Genomic DNA, 20454 nt, shown 5'->3' with positions numbered 1-20454 from the left:
CAACAAAAAAATAACAAAAAACGCCACTTAAAAAGTAGCGTTTTTTTGGTCAGCCTTAGCACGGATATTGGGCCCCTTTACGGCTATAATACCACCATGTAATCACAAGGCAAATCACATAAAAGACGATAAGCATGATAAGCGTGCTGTTCGCCCCAAACCAGCCGAACATCTTGGGAATAAAAAACCCACCATAAGCCGCGAACGCCCCTGTAAAGCCGACCACCGCCGCCGATTCTTTTCTGGCGACATTGACAAGGTCGGGCGAGTTTTTGCGTTCGTGTAGGGTGCGAAAGATGACAGGAATCATACGAAACGTTGAGCCATTGCCGATACCTGTGGTAATAAACAGCACCATAAAGCACGCAAAATACCCTGCAAAACTACCGCCTGTGCCATTTTTTGGCAAAAAGACAATCACGCCAATGGTCGCTGCCGCCATAACAATGAAGTTAAAAAACGTAACCCTAGCTCCGCCCATCTTGTCAGCGAGCCAACCCCCAACAGGACGAAACATCGCCCCAACCAAAGGTCCAAGAAAAGCGACTCTTAGCGGATCAACATCAGCAAAAGACTGCTTGATAAGCATGGGGAACGCCGCCGAAAAGCCGATGAACGAGCCAAACGTGCCAAGATATAGGATACACATGACCCAGTTGTGATAGCGTTTGAAAATGACAGACTGGTCTTTAAAAGACGCTTTGGCGGACGATAAGTCATTCATAAAAAACCACGCCAGTATCGCCATAAGTGCGATAAACGGCACCCACACAAAGGCGGCGTTGTGTAGATATAGGCTCTTGCCGTTGTCAAGCGTAACGCCTGTGCCGATGATTGACAAGCCGATGACCGCAGGCACGACAAACTGCACGGTAGATACGCCTAGATTGCCAAGCCCTGCATTTAGCCCCAAAGCCGTGCCTTGCTTGGATTTGGGATAAAAAAACGAGATGTTGGACATGCTAGACGAAAAGTTGCCCCCACCCAATCCACAAAGCAGGGCGATGATGACAAAGACGCTAAATGGCGTATTGGGGTTTTGTAGAGCAAAGCCCATCCACAGCATGGGAATCAGCAGACTTGCCGTGGATAGAGCCGTCCACCGCCGACCGCCAAACACAGGCACCATAAACGAATAAAAAATCCGCAAAGTCGCCCCTGATAAGGCAGGTAAGGCAGTAAGCCAAAACAGCTGGTCTTTGGTAAAATTAAAGCCAGCGTCAGGCATACGCACGACCACCACCGACCAAATCACCCACACCGCAAAGCCTAGCAGTAGAGCAGGAATAGAAATCCATAGGTTGCGACTGGCGGTCTGTTTACCGCCATTTTCCCAAAACTCATCATCTTCGGGTCGCCAGTCGTGAATCACGCCCCCGCCTTTTAGTTCATTTTTTGCACTCATGTTGCCCCCTTAGGGAAATTTTAAGATTTGGGGTTATTTTAAGGGGAATTGGGCAACTTTTCGCTTATCCTAATGATGAATAAGGTAGGGGGCGGATGCTACTTTAGGGGTAGGTTGGGACATGGGCATAAAAATGACAGCCACTTGGGCTGTCTAGGGCGTATGCTGATCGTGTTAGACACACTCAAAACACCTTTTATCAGGCTTTTTAGCCCTATTTTCAACTTATACAAGCAATTGATTTATCAAAGGCAGATTGCAATTCACTCCTGCAATCTAAAAAAATAATTTTCTAATAATTAGGGCGTAAATGGTAGGGACGCCCTAATATCACCAAATGGCATCTTTACCATCAATCAAACTTGCATGGTTTTGATGCTTTCAAGATACGCACGAATGTTTGATACATAGTGCATGCACTGTACATATCGCCCATTTTTACTGGCATTGCGAGCCAGATAACCATAAACCTCTGCCCAACTATTACCATCTCGCCCTTTGGCGTTTAGCTCACTCTGAATGCGTTTGACGGCATTAGGTCCCATGTTATAAGACGCCAGCACGAACCACAAACGCTCCGAATCTGGTACATCTGTATAGAGCTTTTCTAGCACTTCTAGGTATTTGGCACCGCCTTGGATACTTTGGACAGCATCGGTACGGTTTTTTACGCCCATTGCTTTGGCGGTGTCTTGGGTTAGCATCATGAGCCCCTCAACACCTGTGCGTGAGATGGCATTAGGGTCAAGGTGCGATTCTTGATAGCTGATGACCGCCAGAACTTGCCAGTCGTGGTTATGAGCTTTTGCCCCACGTTTAAAGGCATTTTCATACAACGGTAAACGCTGTTTTAACGCTCTTTTAAAATGCTTATCACTGTACTCATTTGCCAACAACGTTTGATCATAAAAACGTGCCGTAGAGCCTGTGATTGCCAGCTCATCAGGACTGCATAAAAAATTTTTGGCATGCTGTACCAGACTGTTATCCTTGGTATGAAACATGAGCGACATATTGGCATTAAGACCATACCCTGAGACTTTTTTTGCTGTGTCATCATTACACGCCAATGGCACGCTTGCCATGCCTTCGTAACTCTCACCAAGCAGTCCATCGACATCGCCTGCTTTAAAGGCATTTAGAGCTTCTTGCTCAGTGTCATAGACTTTAAGATTTAGGCTAACGCCAAGTCTATCGGCATAGCGGTCGGCAATGTCATGACCAAAACCATGCTGAATGTCGCCATGGTTGAACACCGTGCTGTCACCCTTGGTCGTGGCGATGACAATCTCACCCTTTTGTTTTACGCCATCTAATGCAGACATGGCAGATGATGGCGTAGAATCCATGCTTGGCGTCAAAAAACCCTTGACGGGCAAAGAAAGCAGTGACACCGTGCCAAGACACAGCACCCATTTGGCAAGCGTTGCCACGGGTTTGTTTGGGGTATTTAGTCGTTGGGCAAATTTACCAAAAAGACTTTTTTTGGTTTGTTCGTTAAGCTCCGATAAGCATAGGGCGGATTTTTGAATGATAAATGGCTTAAATGTTGTCGCTTTAAAATTTGGATTGGTGTTATTATTGTCTAATATTGCTGGGTTATTGGCATAAAATGAATAATAAAATCGGTGATTATTGGTGCGAATGATTTGCATAATATTCTCCTATCTTACCGTAAACACCGCACGATTTACATCATAAATAACACAATGCAATAATATGTGGTGCGATTGCTGTGTTAGATATCCATGTCATCCATGATGGGTCTTCAAGCACTTCTAAGCCATTACGCTTAGGGTTACTTGACATCAATGGATAAGACAGATAAATCATGATGATATCGCCATCAAGCTCATGGCTTGGATTTACCCATGATGACAAGTTTAGCCAATCATCACAGGGGACATCATCACGCAACAACCAAACGGTTTAACTAAAATTTGGCAGTTTCTTCGCAGTGGCTTAACCATCAATAATGCCAATATGATGATAATGACATATATGCCATGATTAAGCAAAAAGTAAATTAAGGTTAGAATAAAAAACTTAGTTTTAATATAGGCGATTTGGCTAAATGGTCAATCATTACATTGTAAACTGACGATAGACGGTATTAATTTATAGATAAATAGCATAAAGTAGCAAATATTCACAAAAACCATCATTATTGTAAAATCGTTTCTTGATAATTTTTTAAAAATGAAAATTGCAATACTAATGTATAAACTAATAAGTCATTTTTAAAATTTCAATAAAAATCAATGCTTTTCATCAGATTATATCATAAAACAGTCAAAAAATTCATGTTTTGCTTTTTAGAATTTTAATTAAAAATTATAAAACAATTGTTCATATTCATTAAATGATAATGATTTTTGATTATTGTTATGTTTTTCAAGTGTTTATCAGCATCTTTATAAATGACTCATCAGTTTAAATCAGCCCTTGCCAAATGACCATTTTTTGGTTAAATTTTATCATAATTTTTCACTTTCTATGTTTAACGGACACAAGGACATCGCCATGACCCTATCTTATACCGCCCCCATTGATGAAATGCGTTTTGTGTTAAACGACATTTTTGACGCCCCAACCTTTTGGCAAAACACGCCTGCCCTATCCCATGTGGATAGCGACACGGTGGACATGATTTTGGACGAAATGGCAAAATTCGCCACATCCACGCTTTTGCCCCTAAACCAATTGGGCGATGAAGAAGGGGCAAGTTATCTTGGAAACGGACAAGTCGCCACGCCACAGGGCTTTAAGGACGCATTTAGAGCCTATGCCGATGCTGGCTGGATAGGGCTTGGGGGCGACCCTGAGTATGGCGGACAAGGCATGCCAAAAATGGTGAGTATGCTTACCGAAGAGATGCTGTTTGCCACCAACCAATCATTCGCCCTATATCCCAATCTCACCGTAGGGGCGACATTGTGCCTACTGGCGAGCGGTAGCGATGAACAAAAGGCTCTATATTTGCCCAAGCTATACAGTGGCGAGTGGTCAGGGACGATGTGCTTGACCGAACCGCACGCAGGGACGGATTTGGGGATTATCAAGACAAAAGCTGTCCCCAACGCTGACGGCTCGTATGCCATCACAGGCACTAAGATTTTTATCACCGCAGGCGAGCATGACCTGACAGATAACATCGTTCATCTGGTACTTGCCAAAACGCCCAACGCCCCAAAAGGCTCAAAAGGCATATCACTATTTATTGTGCCAAAATTTTTGGTCAATGCAGACGGCAGTTTGGGCGAGCGTAATGGCGTATCGGCAGGCTCCATTGAGCATAAAATGGGCATCAAAGCGTCTGCCACTTGCGTGATGAACTTTGACAACGCCACAGGCTATATGGTAGGGGCGGAGAATACAGGCTTGGCAAGTATGTTTGTCATGATGAACTATGAGCGAGTTACCATGGGGCTACAAGGGCTTGGGGCGAGCGTGCTTGCCTACCAAAACGCCTGTGCTTATGCCCACGACCGCTTACAAGGGCGAGCCGATGGCGGTGTCAAAAATACCGATAAACCTGCCGACCCCATCATTCATCATGCGGACGTCCGCCGTATGCTTTTAAATGCCAAGACAAACAGCGTGGCTTCTCGCACCTTTGCCATGTATGTCGCTCGTGAACTTGACACCGCCAAATTCTCAGACGATGATAATGCCAAAAAAACCGCTTCCGCCAAGGTTGCCCTATTCACCCCGATTGCTAAGGCGTTTTTGACCGACATGGCATTTGGTGCCACCATTGACTGCCAGCAGGTGTTTGGCGGGCATGGCTATATCCGTGAATGGGGCATGGAACAAATCGTGCGTGATACTCGTATTAGCCAGATTTATGAAGGCACGAACGGCATTCAAGCCCTTGACCTACTCGGGCGAAAAGTCGTCAAGGACAACGGACTGGCGATGAGTGCGTTTATTGATGAAATCAAAGCATCCGCTAATGCCCTGCCCGATAGCCCATTAAAGGATGAGACCCTAAGAGCGTGCGATACGGTGGCGGATTTGACCGCCGAGCTTATCAAGGTTGCAACTGCCGACCCCAACGCCATTAACGGCTCGGCAGTGGATTATCTGCACACGGTGGGCTATCTGTGCTATGCCTATATGTATGTGCTGACCGTCAAGGCGTGTGCGGATAAGGATGGGGATTTTTATGCTGATAAAGTCCGTCTGGCTGACTATTTTACCGCTCGTATCCTGCCACGCCTGCACGCCCATGCGGTCATGGCAAAAAATGGGGCGGATAGCATCATGGCGTTTGATGAAGGGTTTTTTGGGTAAATTTATGCGATAAATTTGCACCATATAAAAATCGGGCGAATGTCCCGATTTTTATTTTGTCATTATTTTTCAAATAACTCTCTTTAAATAGGTAAAACAACCTATTTTGCCATTTTATCAAACCACAAAAAATATTCCGCCATTTTAAATTATCCCCCAAAAACTGTGCTAAAATAGTCCGTTTATCAGTTATCTTGTATTTTTAAGGACAACCTTTGCTAGATCACAGCTCTGACTTACGCCATATTTTACAATACATCAGCCTACTCCAAGAGTTGCCCGAGCCTTCGTCTTTGAAACGTTTCATTGACGCACTAAGAGTGACGGGCGATGACGAAGAAGCGGTCAATCCCAAAATCCGTGAACTCATTGATATTTTAAAAGAAAATCCTGAATACGGTGCAGGGCTGGCAGCGTTTATCCTGCGTCTAACAGACAACTATCAGCGTATCACGCTCTATGCAGATACGGGCATCATCTCTGATGACAGCTTTTCACACAGCATTAACCGCTTGATAGGACATCGTTTTTTGCCCTTACTGCCCAAAGAAGACTCCGTGGTAGAGCTTGCTCACTATCTGTTTGACGGGGCAACCGATGAGAAATGGCTGTCACTCATCACGCCTGAGTATTGGGATGAGCTGGTGGAGCTTATCAAGGTTGATGAGCAGAACCTAGAGCTGGTCGCCAGTGCCAAAAACAGCATCCTAAACGCTTTGGTCATCTTATCTTATCGCATCAGTGGCATCGGACTGCACACTGAGATGATGGATACCTATCCACAAATATTAAACTACACCGCCGCCTTTGTCGCCCAAAACCAAGAGACCGTCCTGTTTGTCAATCAGTATCGCCAGTCCCATAACTTGGACGCCATGACTGACACCATGCCTGATGTGGACATTGACCCTGCTCCTTTGCTTGTCATGCTAGAGCAGTGCCAAGACATTGTTGATAACATTCGAAAACGGGTGTACAAAACGGGCATTTCCATTCGTATGACTAATATGCTTGTGCGACTTGAGCAGAGCATTCACCGCATGCATATCTTGCTTGAACTCGTCTCTGACAAAAACAAAAACCGCGACAAAGCCATCGTGGAGCTAACCCAAGAGATTGTCCGCACCGCCAAAACCCGATACAGCTTTGGCTATCTCATCAAAAATAACACCCGCCTGCTGTCTCGTAAAATCACCGAAAACTCAGGTCAAGTGGGCGAGCATTACATCAGTACCGACAAGCTTGGCTACAAAAAAATGTACAAAAAGGCGGCCATTGGTGGTTTTCTCATCGCTTTTATGGCAACCTTAAAAATCCTAGGCTCATCGCTCGTGCTTGCCCCCATTGGCAAAGCGTTCATGAACAGCATGATTTATGGACTTGGCTTTGTTGGCATTCACATCGCAGGGGGGACAGTCGCCACCAAACAGCCCGCCATGACCGCCGCCGCCATCGCCTCCACCATCTCAGAAGGATCTAGTAAGAAAAAACAGCTAACCAAACTTGCTGAGTTGGTCGTGGACATCATGCGAACGCAGTTTATCGCCATCATGGGTAACATCTCCATCGCCATGCCCATCGCCCTACTCATCGCCTTTGGCTGGGTGCAGTTCTATGGTGAGCCGATGATTAGCACCGAAAAGGCCGCCTACCTGCTCCACGAGCTTGACCCCTTGCGTTCACTCTCCTTGCCACACGCTGCCATCGCTGGGGTGTTTTTGTTCCTATCAGGACTTATCTCAGGGTATTATGATAACCTTGCCGCCTTTAATAAAATCGGCGAACGGGTCAAACGTCACCACCTGCTTGCTCGTCTCATGCCCCAAAGCTGGCAAAACCGCCTTGGCAGTTTTGTAGAAGCCAATCTTGGGGCGATTATGGGGAACTTTATCTTTGGCTGTTTTTTGGGCAGTACCGCCACCATCGGCTACATGCTCGGACTGCCACTTGACATTCGCCACATCGCCTTTGCCTCCGCCAACCTTGTGCATGGGCTGTTTTTCTTATCCCCTGATGATTTGACATGGCAACTTGCCCTGTATGCTTTTGTTGGAGTATTGCTCATCGGCATGGTGAACCTGATTGTTAGTTTTTCACTGTCACTCATGATTGCCCTACGTTCCAAAGAAGTGCATTTTAGCCAGTGGAAAGATTTGGGCGAGCTGATGTTCAAGCACTTAATCACACACCCAAGGGACTTTTTCATTCCTAGAAATGAAAGCGTTAAATACGCACGTATTGACAGCGAAGGGCGGATTATCTATGATGACAATGTCAAAGAAACTGCCATTCCTAGCGGTTCGGTCGTCCGTCGTCTAGGCAATAAAAAAACCGACCCCCTAAAAGACATCCAAAATGCAGTCAATGTCGCCAAAACCGACCTAAGCCAAGGCACGCTTGATAAAGTCAAAGTAGAGACCAAACACAGTGAAGCAGGCGAGATGGGGCTTGACATGAATAGCGAGACCAATGCCAAAAACCCACTACCCAAACCCGACAAACCGCCACAGCTACCAAAGTAAATACCATGAAACAAAGTATTGCACTTGATATTTTAAAAACAGGACAAAACGTCTTTTTGACAGGGCAGGCAGGAGCAGGCAAAACTTATGTCCTAAACCAGTACATTCACTATCTGCGAGTGCGTGGCATCTCAGCTGCTATTACCGCCAGTACAGGCATTGCCGCCACGCACATGAACGGCATGACGATACACGCATGGTCTGGCATGGGCATTAAGGACAGCTTTACCGATGAAGATTTTAAACGTCTAAGATATCGCCAAGCCGTGACCGACCGCCTAAGAGACGCTAAGGTACTCATCATCGATGAGATTTCCATGCTCCATGCCAAGCAAGTGGACTTGTTGGACGAGATTTTACGTACCATTCGTGAAAATGACACCCCTTTTGGTGGGGTGCAGGTGATTTTCTCGGGCGATTTTTTTCAGTTACCCCCTGTTGGCAACAAAGGCGAAAGCAACAAAGAAAAGTTTGCCTTTATGGCGAAGGCATGGAAAAGTGCCAATTTTCAAATCTGCTACCTATCAGAACAACACCGTCAAGCAGGGCATGATGAGCGTGAACGGTTTGGCATGAGCCTAAACGACATCTTGAACCAAATCCGCCATCAGGACGTGGATGCTCTCGCCCAAGACATCTTGCTTGGCACTCGCCATAACGACATCAGCGATAATTGTACACGTCTGTACACTCATAATGGCAACGTGGACAGCATCAACCAAGAACAGCTTGCTCTGCTAGATGGCGATGCTCACACCTTTGACTGCACCACCTATGGCGATAAAGCCTTGATAGAAATGCTCGCTAAAAACGTCAAAGCCGCCCCATCTTTGACCCTAAAAGTCGGGGCTCGGGTCATGTTTGTCAGAAACAACCAAAACCTTAGTGTCTCTAATGGCACGATGGGCGAAGTGGTTGATTTTGTCGCCCTACCACAGGCAAACATTGATGGTAGTAACGAGTCCGCCAACACCATCAAATACCCCATGGTACGACTCAATAGTGGTCGCATGGTCTATGCCGAGCCTGATGAATGGACGATAGAAGATAACCAAGGCGAGATATTAGCCAGTTACAGCCAAATCCCCCTTGCCTTAGCATGGGCAATCACCATTCACAAAAGCCAAGGCATGACCCTAGATGCTGCCGAGATTGATTTATCTCGCACCTTTGAGATGGGGCAAGGCTATGTTGCTCTCTCTCGCCTGCGGTCGCTGGACGGCTTAAAACTCCTTGGCATGAACAAAAACAGTCTGCTGTTAGATGAATGGGTGTTTCACGTCAATAACCGTCTATTAGAGATTGCAGAAGAACAAGCCGAAAAGTTCTACGCCTTAGATGATGACACCCTAAGCGAGATTCACAAACAGTTCATCATCGCCTGTGATGGCATTACTGATGATACCATCATCGCTCGCCAAGAAAAACTTTTACAAAAAGTCAAAGATGAACAAGCCCGCAAACAGCACATCAACGCCAACCAAACCCAAGGCAAATCGCCCACCCAAGTCGGCAAAACCCTAGATGAGACCCTAGCACTCATCAAAGAAGGTCTTAGTCTTGATGAGATAGCACAGAAACGTGAGCTTGCCAAATCTACCATCATCAGCCACATCACCGAGCTCATCGAACGTGATGGCAAAGACGACTACCTGCGTTTTGCCCCCAGTGATGATGAACTACACGCCATCAAAGCCATCTATGATAAGCTCGACGCCCAAGGCGAATTTGAAGGCGGTGTCAAGCTTAAACCCATCGTGGAGATGAGTGGTAAAGGCAATGGCTATTACAACATCGCAAGGCTGGCGTTGGCATTTTTGGACATCTCCAAAGCCGACACAACAGACACGGCAGATGACAGCAAAACAGCTAACACCAACAAGGATAAGCCATGACCCTTCGCCTTGCCATCAACGGTTTTGGACGTATTGGGCGAATGCTACTGCGTGCGTATCTGTCCGACATCACAAGATTTGACCGCCTTGACATCATCGCCATCAATGACATCGCAGACGCCCACACGCTCCTGCATTTATTAAAATTTGACAGCACGCACGGCAGATTGGGTGTGGATGCACATCTACAAGATAACCATTTGATTTTACAAAAAAACGGGCAAACCCTGTGCCGGATTTTACTACTTAACCAAAAAAGCCCCACTGACATCGCATGGGGCGAGCTTGACATTGACGTGGTGTTAGAATGCACAGGGCGTTTTCGCTCCTATGATGATGCAAGCCTGCACCGCTTATCAGGGGCAAAACAAGTCATCATCGGCTCTGCCCCCTTTGATACGGTGGATGCCAGCGTGGTCATGGGGGTTAATGATGAGATACTGCATACCAATTTACCGATTATCTCAGGCGTGTCCTGCACCACCCAAGCCCTAGTCCCCCTACTGCACACCTTGCAAGTCTATGGCATAGACAGCGTGATGATGACTGAAATTCATGCCGTAACCGCCGACCAAACGGTGCTAGACCAAGCCCACCGAGACCTAAGGCGAGCAAGAGCGTCAGGGCAAAACATCATTCCCACCACGTCAAGTAGCATTAATGCCAGTGTGCGGGTGTTACCATTTTTACAAGGCAAATTAAGCGGGCATTCTATCCGAGTGCCAACAGTCAATGTCGCCTGCATTGACATCACGATCATCTTTGAAAAAGCCCCTACCCTTGACGACATCAGAAAACTCTTAAAACACACAAGCCAAAACCGTCTGCGTGGGATTATGGATTATACCAATGAACCGCTTGTTTCATCTGACTTTATCGGCGATACCCATTCGCTCATCATAGACGGCTCTCAGCTTATGCAAGCGGGTTGCCAATTTAAAATCCTAGCATGGTATGATAATGAAGTTGGCTACGCCAATCGCTTGCTTGATATGTGTGTGGCGTTAAGCAAAGCAAAACAATCCTAGTACCCATATCTAAAAACAATCTAAAAAACAAAGAGTTACATAACATCCATGCAACCATGCCAATAGTGTGTTATATTATGCATTTTTACCAATCGTATTAACATGACTGACCGTTTTATTTTACAAGAAGTATTGACCGATGATGTGCCGTTTCGGGTACATAATGTCAAGATAGACAAATTCATCTACGAGCAGGATTTGCCACTCATGCTGTTGGCTCATTATGACCGCCTAAGCGATGAGCTAAAGATTCAAAAGCCTTTGACCGACTTTTTTGGGCAGATGAACGACAAAGTAACCACGGCACAGGCGTGTGCGATTTTTGGGGTCAGTCCCGACAGCCTACGCCCTGCCACCCACATCAAAATCACAGGCACGAGTGTCATCGTGTGGGATGAGTTTCCCCTTGCCCTGCATTTGCAATTTACCAACACCGCCAAAGACAGCCAGACCACCGATGAGTGCGACCTCACCCAAGCAGTCGCTGACGAGATTGGTAACATCCTACTGTCAGGCAACGTCAATGTCCTGCACAAAAACACCGCCAAGGAGCTGGTGAGCGTTGATTTGTCTGATGATGAATTTGTCATTACGCCCAGCGATAACTATACTCGCCTGCCCAACAGTCACGCTCTTGCCACCACCCAAATCCTAAACCACATCAGACACACCACCCCCCAAGCCATGGCATATCTAAGCCATGCTCTACGTGATAAAATCATGGAGCATGCACAAGAGCGGTTTTAGGGTTTTGGGTGTTTTATCTATCGCATATAAGGCGTGCTCAGCACGCCCCTACATCCAAACATTATTGCGTTTGTAGTAATTTTCAAATTTTTTGGGTATATTTTTTATTTCAAGTAACCCACGCATTAAAAAAACGGTTGGGCAATCCCAACCGTTTTGTTTGCAATATAGTAAAAAATCAGCTCTGGTTCAAAAAGTATGCTACAAAGAAAACAGTTCGTGGCGATCTTGGGAAACCTAACGGTTTTCCTACCCGCAGGCAGGCTCAGGGCGAACGGAAAACCTAGTTCAGCATACTTTTTGGACTACTATCAAAAATCAACTATAAAAACGCCCGATTCTGTAAGGCTTGGTGCAAGGTTAGGCTATCGACATAACCCAACTCCCCGCCCATGGGAATGCCTTGGGCTAAGCGAGTGATATTATCCACGCAGGCTTTTAGGGCGTCATGGATAAAAAAGGCGGTGGTCTGACCTTCGACCGTCGCCCCCGTGGCAAGAATCAGCTCGCTAATGGCAGACTTTTTGACCAACGCCACCAACTCATCCATGTGCAAATCATCCGCCCCGATACCGTCCAAGGGCGACAGATGACCGCCCAGCACAAAATACCGCCCACGATACGCTCCACTTTGCTCAATCGCCACCACATCGGATGCACGCTCCACCACGCACAGCTGACTGTCATCACGGCGGACATCGGCACAGATGGGACAGATGTCATCATCGCTAAATGAATGGCAGATTTGACATTCTTTAATCTCATTCATGGCAATCTCCAAGGCATAGGCAAGCGCCAAGCCTTGGGGACGTTTTTTGGACAATAGTTCTATCGCCATGCGTTGGGCGGACTTTTGCCCGACAGATGGTAGGATTTGTAAGGCTTTGACCAGTTGGTCAAATTTGGGGGTGAGCATTAACCGAACAATCCTTGCATGCCCTTGGGCAGACCCATGCCTGTGGTCGCCCCCGCCATGATTTCCTCTGATAGCTCATCTGCTTGACGTACCGCATCATTAATGGCGGCCGCCACCAAATCTTCAATCATGTCAGGCTCATCATCCATCAAACTTGGGTCGATAGATAGGCGTTTGACCACATGGCGACCTGTCATGGTCACTTTTACCAGTCCGTTGCCTGCTTCGCCTTGAACTTCTTTTTGGGCAAGGGTTTTTTTGGCGGATTCGACGTTTTGCTCAACCTGCTTTTGCATGGCTTGGGCTTGTTGCATGAGTGCTTGAATGTTCATCATAAACTCCAAAGGATAATAAATTTTGGGTAATATGGTTAGCCATTATAACAAAATTTTAACTTAATGGGAAATTGTTATCATGGAGCGTGTTGAACATTGATAACATTTTTGTAGAATATGGTATAATTTAACGCTTTAATCCATTTTTGCATGAAAATGGCTATCCGACCACTTGATCGTGTAAATTGTCAAGATTTTACCTTAATTTCTTTAAATTAAGTGGTCGGATTTTTTTCATCGTCAGACGTTCGTTTGATAGAATGACCATCAAACTTCACTTTTTCCTTGAAAAACGGGCGACTCCCCTGCTTTTTTAAACAGGCATTTTCATTACAAATACCAACATTCAACACGCCCTAATACACCATCCATTTATCCAGCGAGACAGTCATGACAGCCCCACACCCCGATACCCCACCCGAGCATAACCACGTCATCGTCATCGGTGGCGGTCATGTCGGACTGTCCTTTGCCCTGCTTTTGGCTCATCAAGGCATTTATAGCACGCTGTTGGAGACGGTCAAATACCCGACCATCGCCCCCGACCAAGACCATGAACGCCAATCCTATCTGGACAGTCGCAACACCGCTTTGTCTAGGCGTAGCGTGCAGATTTATCATGAGATTGGGCTGTGGGATGAATTGGACAGCCATGCCTGCCGTATTGACAAGGTGTTAATTAGCGAGCTTGGTAGCTTTGGGCGGGCGACACTTGATAAACAGGCGGAGAACGTTGAGAGCTTTGGTTTTGTCATGGAAAACGCATGGCTAGGACGGGTACTGCTCCAAGCGGTCAAGGCAAGCCCCTATATCCGCCTGCATGATAACACCCAAGTGACCGCCATCGACCAAGATGACGACATGGCTCATGTTACTGCCATCAGCCAAGATGACAAAACAGACAACGGTACTATTCAGCTATCCGCCCCACTGGTTGTGGCGTGCGATGGTCAGCACTCGCCTGCTCGCTACATGCTCGGCATAGGAGCGGACAGTCATGATTATAGGCAAGTGGGTATCGTTGGTGTGGTTGAGACAGACACGCCACACAAGCATGTCGCCATTGAAAAATTCAGCCCTGCCGGACCGTTGGCGGTGCTACCCCTACCCGACAGTGCAGATGGCAAATATCGCCGTTCGGTCGTCTTTATCTGCCCAAAAGGCGATGAACACGCCTACTTGCATGATGACGCTCACTTTTTGGCGACATTGCAACAAGTCTTTGGCACAGATGCAGGGCAGTTTGTACAAGCAGGCAGGCGTGGGGCATACCCTTTGACCAAAGTATTAGCTCATCGGCAGGTCGTCGGTCGCTGTGTACTCATGGGCAATGCCGCTCACACACTACACCCTGTGGCAGGTCAAGGCTTTAATCTATGCCTAAGAGACGCCTACGCTCTTGCCAAACTTTTGGGCGAGAACTTACAAAACGCCAAAAGCGGTAAATTTGGCATGACCACCCCCGACTTTGGCAGCCAGACCCGCCTGCTAGGTTATGAGCAATCCCGCCAAACCGACCAAAAGCGAGTGATTAAATTCTGCGATACCGTTGTTGGCAGTTTTACCAGCACCAACCCTGTCATGAAAGTCGCTCGCAATGTCGGACTGATTGCCTTTGACAAAATCCCCTTTGTCAAACCGATGGTTGCTACCTATGCGATGGGGTTAAAATCTTGATGGTTTGACGTGCCTGCTTTTATAAAACGATGCATTTTAAGTCGAGATTAGAGCATGATTTTTAAAATTTATCACACGCCTTTTATACCCCCTTTAAAAAATCAAGCCCAACCCCCATTTAGCACTCAACTGTGTTATAATTGACCGTTTCAATCACTTTTAGGCATGAGCGAGAACCCATGAGCGAACATTCTACTTCCCAATTAGCCGCCCTTATTCAGCTTGGCAAAGAGCAAGGCTATCTGACCTATGCCGAGATTAACGACCAACTGCCCGAATCCGTCACCGAAAGCGACCAAGTAGAAGACATCATCGCCATGCTGACAGACGTGGGTATTGCCATTTATGAAGTCGCCCCTGATGAAGACGACATCATTTTGGCAAACTCGGGCAGTGATGACGACATGGCAGCCGATGAAGCGGCGGCGGTATTAGCCAGCGTTGAGACCGAACCGGGGCGTACCACCGACCCTGTGCGGATGTACATGCGTGAGATGGGGACAGTGGACTTGCTCTCTCGAGATGGCGAGATTAGCATTGCTAAACGCATCGAAGAAGGCACTCGAGAAGTACAGTACATCATGGCGTACTGGCCTGGCACGGTCAAGTTTGTGCTTGATGAATACGCACAAGTACAAACGGGCGAGAAAAAAATCTCCGATGTGGTCACAGGCTTTTTATCCCTAGATGACAGCGATTTTGAAATCCAAGAGAGCGACACAGAGATTAACCTAAAAATCAGTGAAGCCGATGATGACAGCGACACCGAAGACGAAGACGATGATGACAACGGCATGAGTATGGACGCTGACAGCGATGACAGCAGTCTTGACCCTGAAGAAGTCAAAGCCCGCTTTGATGAAATTCAAAGCCTGTTTGACAATGCCAAAAAAATGCTTGAAAAACATGGGCGTAACAGCGAAAAAGCCAAAGCCGCCTATGATGAGCTTGCCACTCGCTTTATGCTCTTAAAACTCAACAACCGCCTATCTGACCAAATCATGGCACTCATGCGTGAAGTCTATGAAGACGTGCGTACCACCGAACGCCAAATCATGCGTTTGGTTATCCGTAAAGGCAAAATGCCCTTTGATGAGTTCAAAAAAACCTTCCCCAGTAACGAGACCAACATTGACTGGCTGGCTCACCGTATTGATGGCAAACCTGCCTTTGCTGGCACCTTAGAAGCGGTGATGCCTGATGTTGTTGCCTTGCAAAAGAAAATCTTGGCACACGAAGAAAACCTACAAATAAACATCAAAGACATGAAAGCCGTGGCTCGCCAAATGGCAATCGGGGAAGCCAAAGCCCGTCGTGCCAAAAAAGACATGGTCGAAGCCAACTTACGTTTGGTTATCTCCATCGCCAAAAAATACACCAACCGTGGCTTACAGTTCCTTGACCTTATCCAAGAAGGTAACATCGGTCTTATGAAAGCGGTAGACAAATTTGAATACCGCCGTGGTTATAAATTCTCAACCTATGCCACATGGTGGATTCGTCAAGCCATCACTCGCTCCATCGCTGACCAAGCACGCACCATTCGTATCCCTGTACACATGATTGAGACGATTAACAAAATCAACCGTGTCAGCCGTCAGCTACTCCAAGAAATGGGGCGTGAACCCACCCCCGAAGAGCTGGGCGAACGCTTAGATATGGACGAAGCCAAAGTACGTAAAGTCCTAAAAATCGCCAAAGAGCCGATTTCCATGGAAACCCCCATCGGTGATGATGAAGACAGCCACCTAGGCGACTTCATCGAAGACAGCACCATTTCAAGTCCTGTTGAGAGTGCCACTGCCGAAGGCTTGCGTGAAGCCACCCGAGAAGTGCTGGACAACCTAACCGAACGTGAAGCCAAAGTGTTAAAAATGCGGTTTGGCATTGACATGGCGTCCGACCACACCTTAGAAGAAGTGGGCAAGCAGTTCGATGTTACTCGTGAGCGTATCCGTCAGATAGAAGCCAAAGCCCTACGCAAACTTCGCCACCCATCTCGCTCTGAGCATTTGCGTTCGTTCTTGGAAAGTGATTGATTTTTCGGTATTGTTAATCAACCATACCTTTGGGCGGATTTGTAGGAACAAATTACATTTGCCCTGTGGTAAAGTGTTGATTTTTGGGCGAATTGCAATTCGCCCAAAAATCAATGGTAATTTTATATAATTTTTACATCCCTTTTGGCGTGTCTTAATTTCCCCAAACTCATCTTGGCCGAACAATGATAATCAACACCCTAAGTGGCACCATAAATCCGCCTGCCATACCCCATGCTGTCAAAGAGATTTTTAGCCATGCCAATGCTGCGGCAACATACGCACCACCATACATGACATAAATCTTGCGATGCATCAGGGTGCAAGATCAAAAGATGTACAAAGGCAAGCGAACTCATAGCGGTCAGTGCCCAAAGTCAATGTTTTTTACTCATTAAACTTCCTGCAAAACTAGTTTTCCGTTCGCCCTGAGCTATGCCTGCGGGTGGCGGAAAACCGTTATGGTTCGACAAGCTCAAGGCGAACGGTTTTCTTTAATTTAGGGTTTTGCAGGAAGTCTATTTAAAATCAAATAAGGAAAATAACACCCCAAAATCTCACAAAGCGCCGTCATGACAAATAACAGCAAGGTTTTGGCGAGAGCATGAATAGAAAAATCCATAAAGTAGACCTCTTGCGAAATTACGATTTTATTGAACTTGTCAAAATTCCAAATCTAATAAAATCAAGGTTTGCAAGCCAAAATTTTTGAATTTCGCAAGAACTCTAGTATCTTTGGGTAAAAATTATTCGGCATTGTTAAACAACAATACCCAAGCTAAAATACCCACTCAGTCTATCATAAGCAAAGCAAACACCCAATGAGCCAAATATTCACCCATTGCCCTAAGTGTCAATCACCCTCTTTTGTTAAAGCAGGTTTTAATAATGGTAAGCAACGCTATAAGTGCAAAGACTGTTGTTATTTCTCTGTACACAAACATGCCTCATATAAGAGCGATGACATTAAAAAAATGGCAATAGATATGTATCTTGAAGGCTTAGGCTTTCGCTCCATTGGTAGAGTGCTAAATATTAGTATGGTACAGTCTATCAATGGGTTAAGCAATTAGGTGAACAACATGAAATCACCTCCGATAATACCAAGCTTATTGACATTGTCGAACTTGATGAGATTCACAGTTACACTAAGTTTAAAAAACTACCGTTAGACGTGGATTGCCATTGACGGAAGACACCAAACAACTCTTAGGCTTTGTTTGTGGTAAGCGAGACAGTAAAACCTTTGAAAGACTGTACAACAACCTAAACCCAAACAACATAAAACTGTTTTGCTCTGATTACTGAAAGTCTTATCAAGAAATCATACCCATACACAAACACCTAACCAGTAAAGCTCAAACGTTTACCATAGAGGGCTATAACAGTCTGATTAGGCATTTTACCGCAAGGTTTAAACGTAAAACCAAATGCTATTCTAAATGCCAAAAGATGATAGAAAATACACTGAGCTTACTGTTTGCTAAGTGGAATGGTAGTTTGAGGTGTGTATTTTGATTTAACAATGCCCTCTATTTAATGAATGTTAGGGTATTGTAGCATATTTGGGGTTTGTGGGGTGTATCCACTTTCCACCACCAAGACAGCCCTGGCAAAGAGGAAGCAATGAAAACACCAATGGGTTATTAACAGAATATTTCCCCAAAGGGTCTGATATTAACCAGTGGGACAATCAATACATACAAACAAAGGTCGCCAAACTCAATCTGCGACCTAGAAAATGTTTAAATTGGCGAACACCTTATGAGGTCTATTATCAAAAGGTGTTGCAGTTAGTTTGATGATTCAAGGGTAAAAAATGGGGCTGACATAGATTAGCAACTATGCTATACTACAAATATGGATCATTCATTGCTCATTTTGTTTAGTATATGAATCCTAATACGACCAAGATTTTAATACAGACGCAACATAAGGAAAAAACAATGAACCAACAAAGTACTTTAACGCTTGCAGGCATTCCTGAAACGATGCTGATTACATTGTGGGCAAAAGCGATTGAAAGCCAGCACAAAAACCCCATCATCAAAGACGAAAAAGCCTTAGAGCTTATTCAACAAATTGATTATGATTTTAACAAATTTAAACGGTCAGCATTTTCACAAGTTGGTATTGCCACACGAGCAAAACTAATTGATGATGAGACACTTGCCTTTATTAACAAACATTCGCAGGCAATTATTATTCAAATTGGTGCAGGTCTGGATACCAGATTTTATCGGCTTGGTTGTCCAAGCCATATTGTTTGGTATGATATTGATGTGTCAATGGCTATGGCTTATAGAAGCAAACTAATCGCACCCCAAGACAATGTGCATATGCTTGATTTTTCAATGCTTGATAAAGAATGGGTGGCGTATATTCAAAATAAAGATTTGCCAATTTTGGTGATTGTTGAGGGCGTGCTGATGTATTTTGATGAAAGTAAGGTGCGTCAATTTTTTGATTTGTTATGTGATAATTTTAATCATCTTGAAGTTGTTTTTGATATGTTGTATTATAAAGGTGTCGGTAATGTCAAAAAAACCGATGCCGTCTCAAAAACAAAAGACCAACCTGAATATCTTTGGTCAATGTTAAATAGTCGGGATATTGAACACTGGCATCACAAAATTCATTTTGTCAAAGAATACCATATGAGCGATTATTATGGTAATCGCTGTCCCTTTCCTTTTAATTTATTATATAAATTGCCTTATTTTTATAAAAACTTTAATCAAAGAGTTGTCAAATTGGAGCTACATTAACTATACCCAAACAACCTAAAAAGGCTACAAATTTGTTTTTGGGCGTAAGGTGCGTAACACCTACCATTTCAAAGCCTAAGTCCAAAACGGTGCGTTATACGCACCTACAAGACCGTAGGTTGGGTTGAGTTTATGAAACCCAACAAAATTAAGGCTTAGGTTTAAATGTTGGGTGGAACGGCGGTTCAGTCCAACCTACAATCTTATTTTTGGAGTATATATGAAAAAAGTTTGGTCAGCATCCATTGATTTGGGGCGTATGAAAGTTTATCCAATAGGGTCAAGCTATGATGGTTTATTTGATTATCGTGCTTATCGGCTCAATGAAATTAAGATTGCTCAAAATCCCCATCATCCTGATAGCCAGATTTTAAAGTATCTTTTTTAGCTTATGGTAAAAAAGTTTTAAATCAACAATGTGGCGAAATTTTTAAACAATTCAATTTGGGGCAAAACGATTTAACCCCAGTGCATATTTACGATATACATACAGGCAAATTGTGGAAAGAGGAAACTTTTTATGTCTTGAATTTACAACCCAACCGCAACACCAAATAAAATAAAGAAGTGTTCATCAATTTAATGTATTATTAAGTTACACCCCCCAAACCACAAAATCACCACACACCCCCATGTTCCAAAACAGTTCATCCAAATCATCAGTCATCCAGCCTTGTCTTAAAGACTTAGCTTGACTCCATTGATACTCAATGGGGTTTAAGTCAGGAGAGTAAGGAGGCAAGAACAATAAACGATGTCCATGCCTGGTTAGTAGCTTTTGGATTCTTTTGTTTTTATGAAAAGGAGCATTGTCCATGACAATCAC

17 protein-coding genes and 2 pseudogenes are annotated in these 20454 nt (G+C 45.1%); 12 read left to right on the top strand and 7 right to left on the bottom strand.

What is annotated here, in order from left to right; genetic code table 11:
* Nucleotides 1-55 precede the first annotated feature (55 nt).
* From B0182_RS08725 to B0182_RS14335, 3 genes are all read right to left on the bottom strand, one after another.
* The gene (locus tag B0182_RS08725) at nucleotides 56-1405 is read right to left on the bottom strand and encodes a NarK family nitrate/nitrite MFS transporter (protein ID WP_078274561.1); all 1350 of its coding nucleotides are present in this window, start codon (nucleotides 1403-1405) and stop codon (nucleotides 56-58) included.
* A 356-nt stretch (nucleotides 1406-1761) separates the two neighbouring features.
* The gene (locus tag B0182_RS08720) at nucleotides 1762-3060 is read right to left on the bottom strand and encodes a transglycosylase SLT domain-containing protein (protein WP_078274560.1); all 1299 of its coding nucleotides are present in this window, start codon (nucleotides 3058-3060) and stop codon (nucleotides 1762-1764) included.
* Between the two features lie 40 nt (nucleotides 3061-3100).
* Nucleotides 3101-3322, bottom strand: a complete 222-nt coding sequence (locus B0182_RS14335; protein ID WP_158079669.1) for a hypothetical protein — start codon at nucleotides 3320-3322, stop codon at nucleotides 3101-3103.
* A 606-nt stretch (nucleotides 3323-3928) separates the two neighbouring features.
* Here B0182_RS14335 and B0182_RS08710 point away from each other — a divergent pair.
* The 5 genes from B0182_RS08710 to B0182_RS08690 all read left to right on the top strand — a co-directional run bounded on the left by B0182_RS08710 (nucleotide 3929) and on the right by B0182_RS08690 (nucleotide 11893).
* Nucleotides 3929-5701, top strand: coding sequence for an acyl-CoA dehydrogenase C-terminal domain-containing protein (locus B0182_RS08710; RefSeq protein ID WP_078274558.1), 1773 nt, complete (start codon nucleotides 3929-3931; stop codon nucleotides 5699-5701).
* 215 nt (nucleotides 5702-5916) lie between these two features.
* Nucleotides 5917-8223 (top strand): site-specific recombinase, encoded by a 2307-nt coding sequence (locus B0182_RS08705; RefSeq protein ID WP_078274557.1) that lies wholly within the window; start codon nucleotides 5917-5919, stop codon nucleotides 8221-8223.
* A gap of 5 nt (nucleotides 8224-8228) precedes the next feature.
* Nucleotides 8229-10118, top strand: coding sequence for an AAA family ATPase (locus B0182_RS08700; RefSeq protein ID WP_078274556.1), 1890 nt, complete (start codon nucleotides 8229-8231; stop codon nucleotides 10116-10118).
* Nucleotides 10115-11146, top strand: a complete 1032-nt coding sequence (locus tag B0182_RS08695; RefSeq protein ID WP_078274555.1) for a type I glyceraldehyde-3-phosphate dehydrogenase — start codon at nucleotides 10115-10117, stop codon at nucleotides 11144-11146. The genes B0182_RS08700 and B0182_RS08695 overlap by 4 nt, the downstream gene beginning before the upstream one ends.
* A gap of 102 nt (nucleotides 11147-11248) precedes the next feature.
* Nucleotides 11249-11893 carry a hypothetical protein gene (locus B0182_RS08690; protein WP_078274554.1) on the top strand — a complete coding sequence of 215 codons (645 nt, stop codon included), beginning with the start codon at nucleotides 11249-11251 and terminating at the stop codon, nucleotides 11891-11893.
* A gap of 322 nt (nucleotides 11894-12215) precedes the next feature.
* Here the strand turns inward: B0182_RS08690 and recR are convergent, their stop codons facing one another.
* Entirely contained in the window at nucleotides 12216-12809 is a 594-nt protein-coding gene (recR, locus tag B0182_RS08685) for a recombination mediator RecR (protein WP_078274553.1), read from the bottom strand.
* Nucleotides 12809-13141 (bottom strand): YbaB/EbfC family nucleoid-associated protein, encoded by a 333-nt coding sequence (locus B0182_RS08680; protein ID WP_078274552.1) that lies wholly within the window; start codon nucleotides 13139-13141, stop codon nucleotides 12809-12811. Before B0182_RS08680 ends, recR begins: the two co-directional genes overlap by 1 nt.
* Nucleotides 13142-13534: 393 nt before the next feature.
* On the opposite strand from B0182_RS08680, the gene B0182_RS08675 reads away from it, so the two are divergent.
* Both B0182_RS08675 and rpoD read left to right on the top strand, forming a co-directional pair.
* Nucleotides 13535-14821, top strand: coding sequence for an FAD-dependent monooxygenase (locus B0182_RS08675; protein WP_078274551.1), 1287 nt, complete (start codon nucleotides 13535-13537; stop codon nucleotides 14819-14821).
* Nucleotides 14822-15000: 179 nt separating this feature from the next.
* On the top strand, nucleotides 15001-16860 hold the full coding sequence (gene rpoD / locus B0182_RS08670; protein WP_078274550.1) for an RNA polymerase sigma factor RpoD: 1860 nt from the start codon (nucleotides 15001-15003) through the stop codon (nucleotides 16858-16860).
* Between the two features lie 517 nt (nucleotides 16861-17377).
* On the opposite strand, the pseudogene B0182_RS08665 reads toward rpoD, so the two are convergent.
* Nucleotides 17378-17482 (bottom strand): annotated as a pseudogene (locus B0182_RS08665) (YnfA family protein); the annotation flags it as partial.
* 199 nt (nucleotides 17483-17681) lie between these two features.
* On the opposite strand from B0182_RS08665, the gene B0182_RS15335 reads away from it, so the two are divergent.
* The 5 genes and pseudogenes from B0182_RS15335 to B0182_RS14330 all read left to right on the top strand — a co-directional run bounded on the left by B0182_RS15335 (nucleotide 17682) and on the right by B0182_RS14330 (nucleotide 20016).
* Nucleotides 17682-17933 (top strand): IS1/IS1595 family N-terminal zinc-binding domain-containing protein, encoded by a 252-nt coding sequence (locus B0182_RS15335; RefSeq protein ID WP_078274548.1) that lies wholly within the window; start codon nucleotides 17682-17684, stop codon nucleotides 17931-17933.
* A 250-nt stretch (nucleotides 17934-18183) separates the two neighbouring features.
* Nucleotides 18184-18378: a hypothetical protein gene (locus B0182_RS15330; RefSeq protein WP_078274600.1), complete on the top strand. Its 195-nt coding sequence runs from the start codon at nucleotides 18184-18186 to the stop codon at nucleotides 18376-18378.
* 68 nt (nucleotides 18379-18446) lie between these two features.
* Nucleotides 18447-18662 (top strand): annotated as a pseudogene (locus B0182_RS08650) (transposase); the annotation flags it as partial.
* A 144-nt stretch (nucleotides 18663-18806) separates the two neighbouring features.
* Nucleotides 18807-19628, top strand: coding sequence for a class I SAM-dependent methyltransferase (locus B0182_RS08645; RefSeq protein ID WP_078274547.1), 822 nt, complete (start codon nucleotides 18807-18809; stop codon nucleotides 19626-19628).
* Nucleotides 19629-19848: 220 nt separating this feature from the next.
* Nucleotides 19849-20016 carry a hypothetical protein gene (locus B0182_RS14330; protein ID WP_158079668.1) on the top strand — a complete coding sequence of 56 codons (168 nt, stop codon included), beginning with the start codon at nucleotides 19849-19851 and terminating at the stop codon, nucleotides 20014-20016.
* A 207-nt stretch (nucleotides 20017-20223) separates the two neighbouring features.
* On the opposite strand, the gene B0182_RS15205 is transcribed toward B0182_RS14330, so the two are convergent.
* Nucleotides 20224-20454: transposase (locus B0182_RS15205; protein WP_211271636.1), on the bottom strand; the 231-nt coding region annotated here is incomplete at its 5' end.

It is taken from the genome of Moraxella bovis (assembly GCF_002014975.1).
Classification (GTDB): domain Bacteria; phylum Pseudomonadota; class Gammaproteobacteria; order Pseudomonadales; family Moraxellaceae; genus Moraxella; species Moraxella bovis.
Note: the sequence above shows the minus strand (reverse complement) of the source record. Positions and strands in the feature narration are given on the sequence as shown.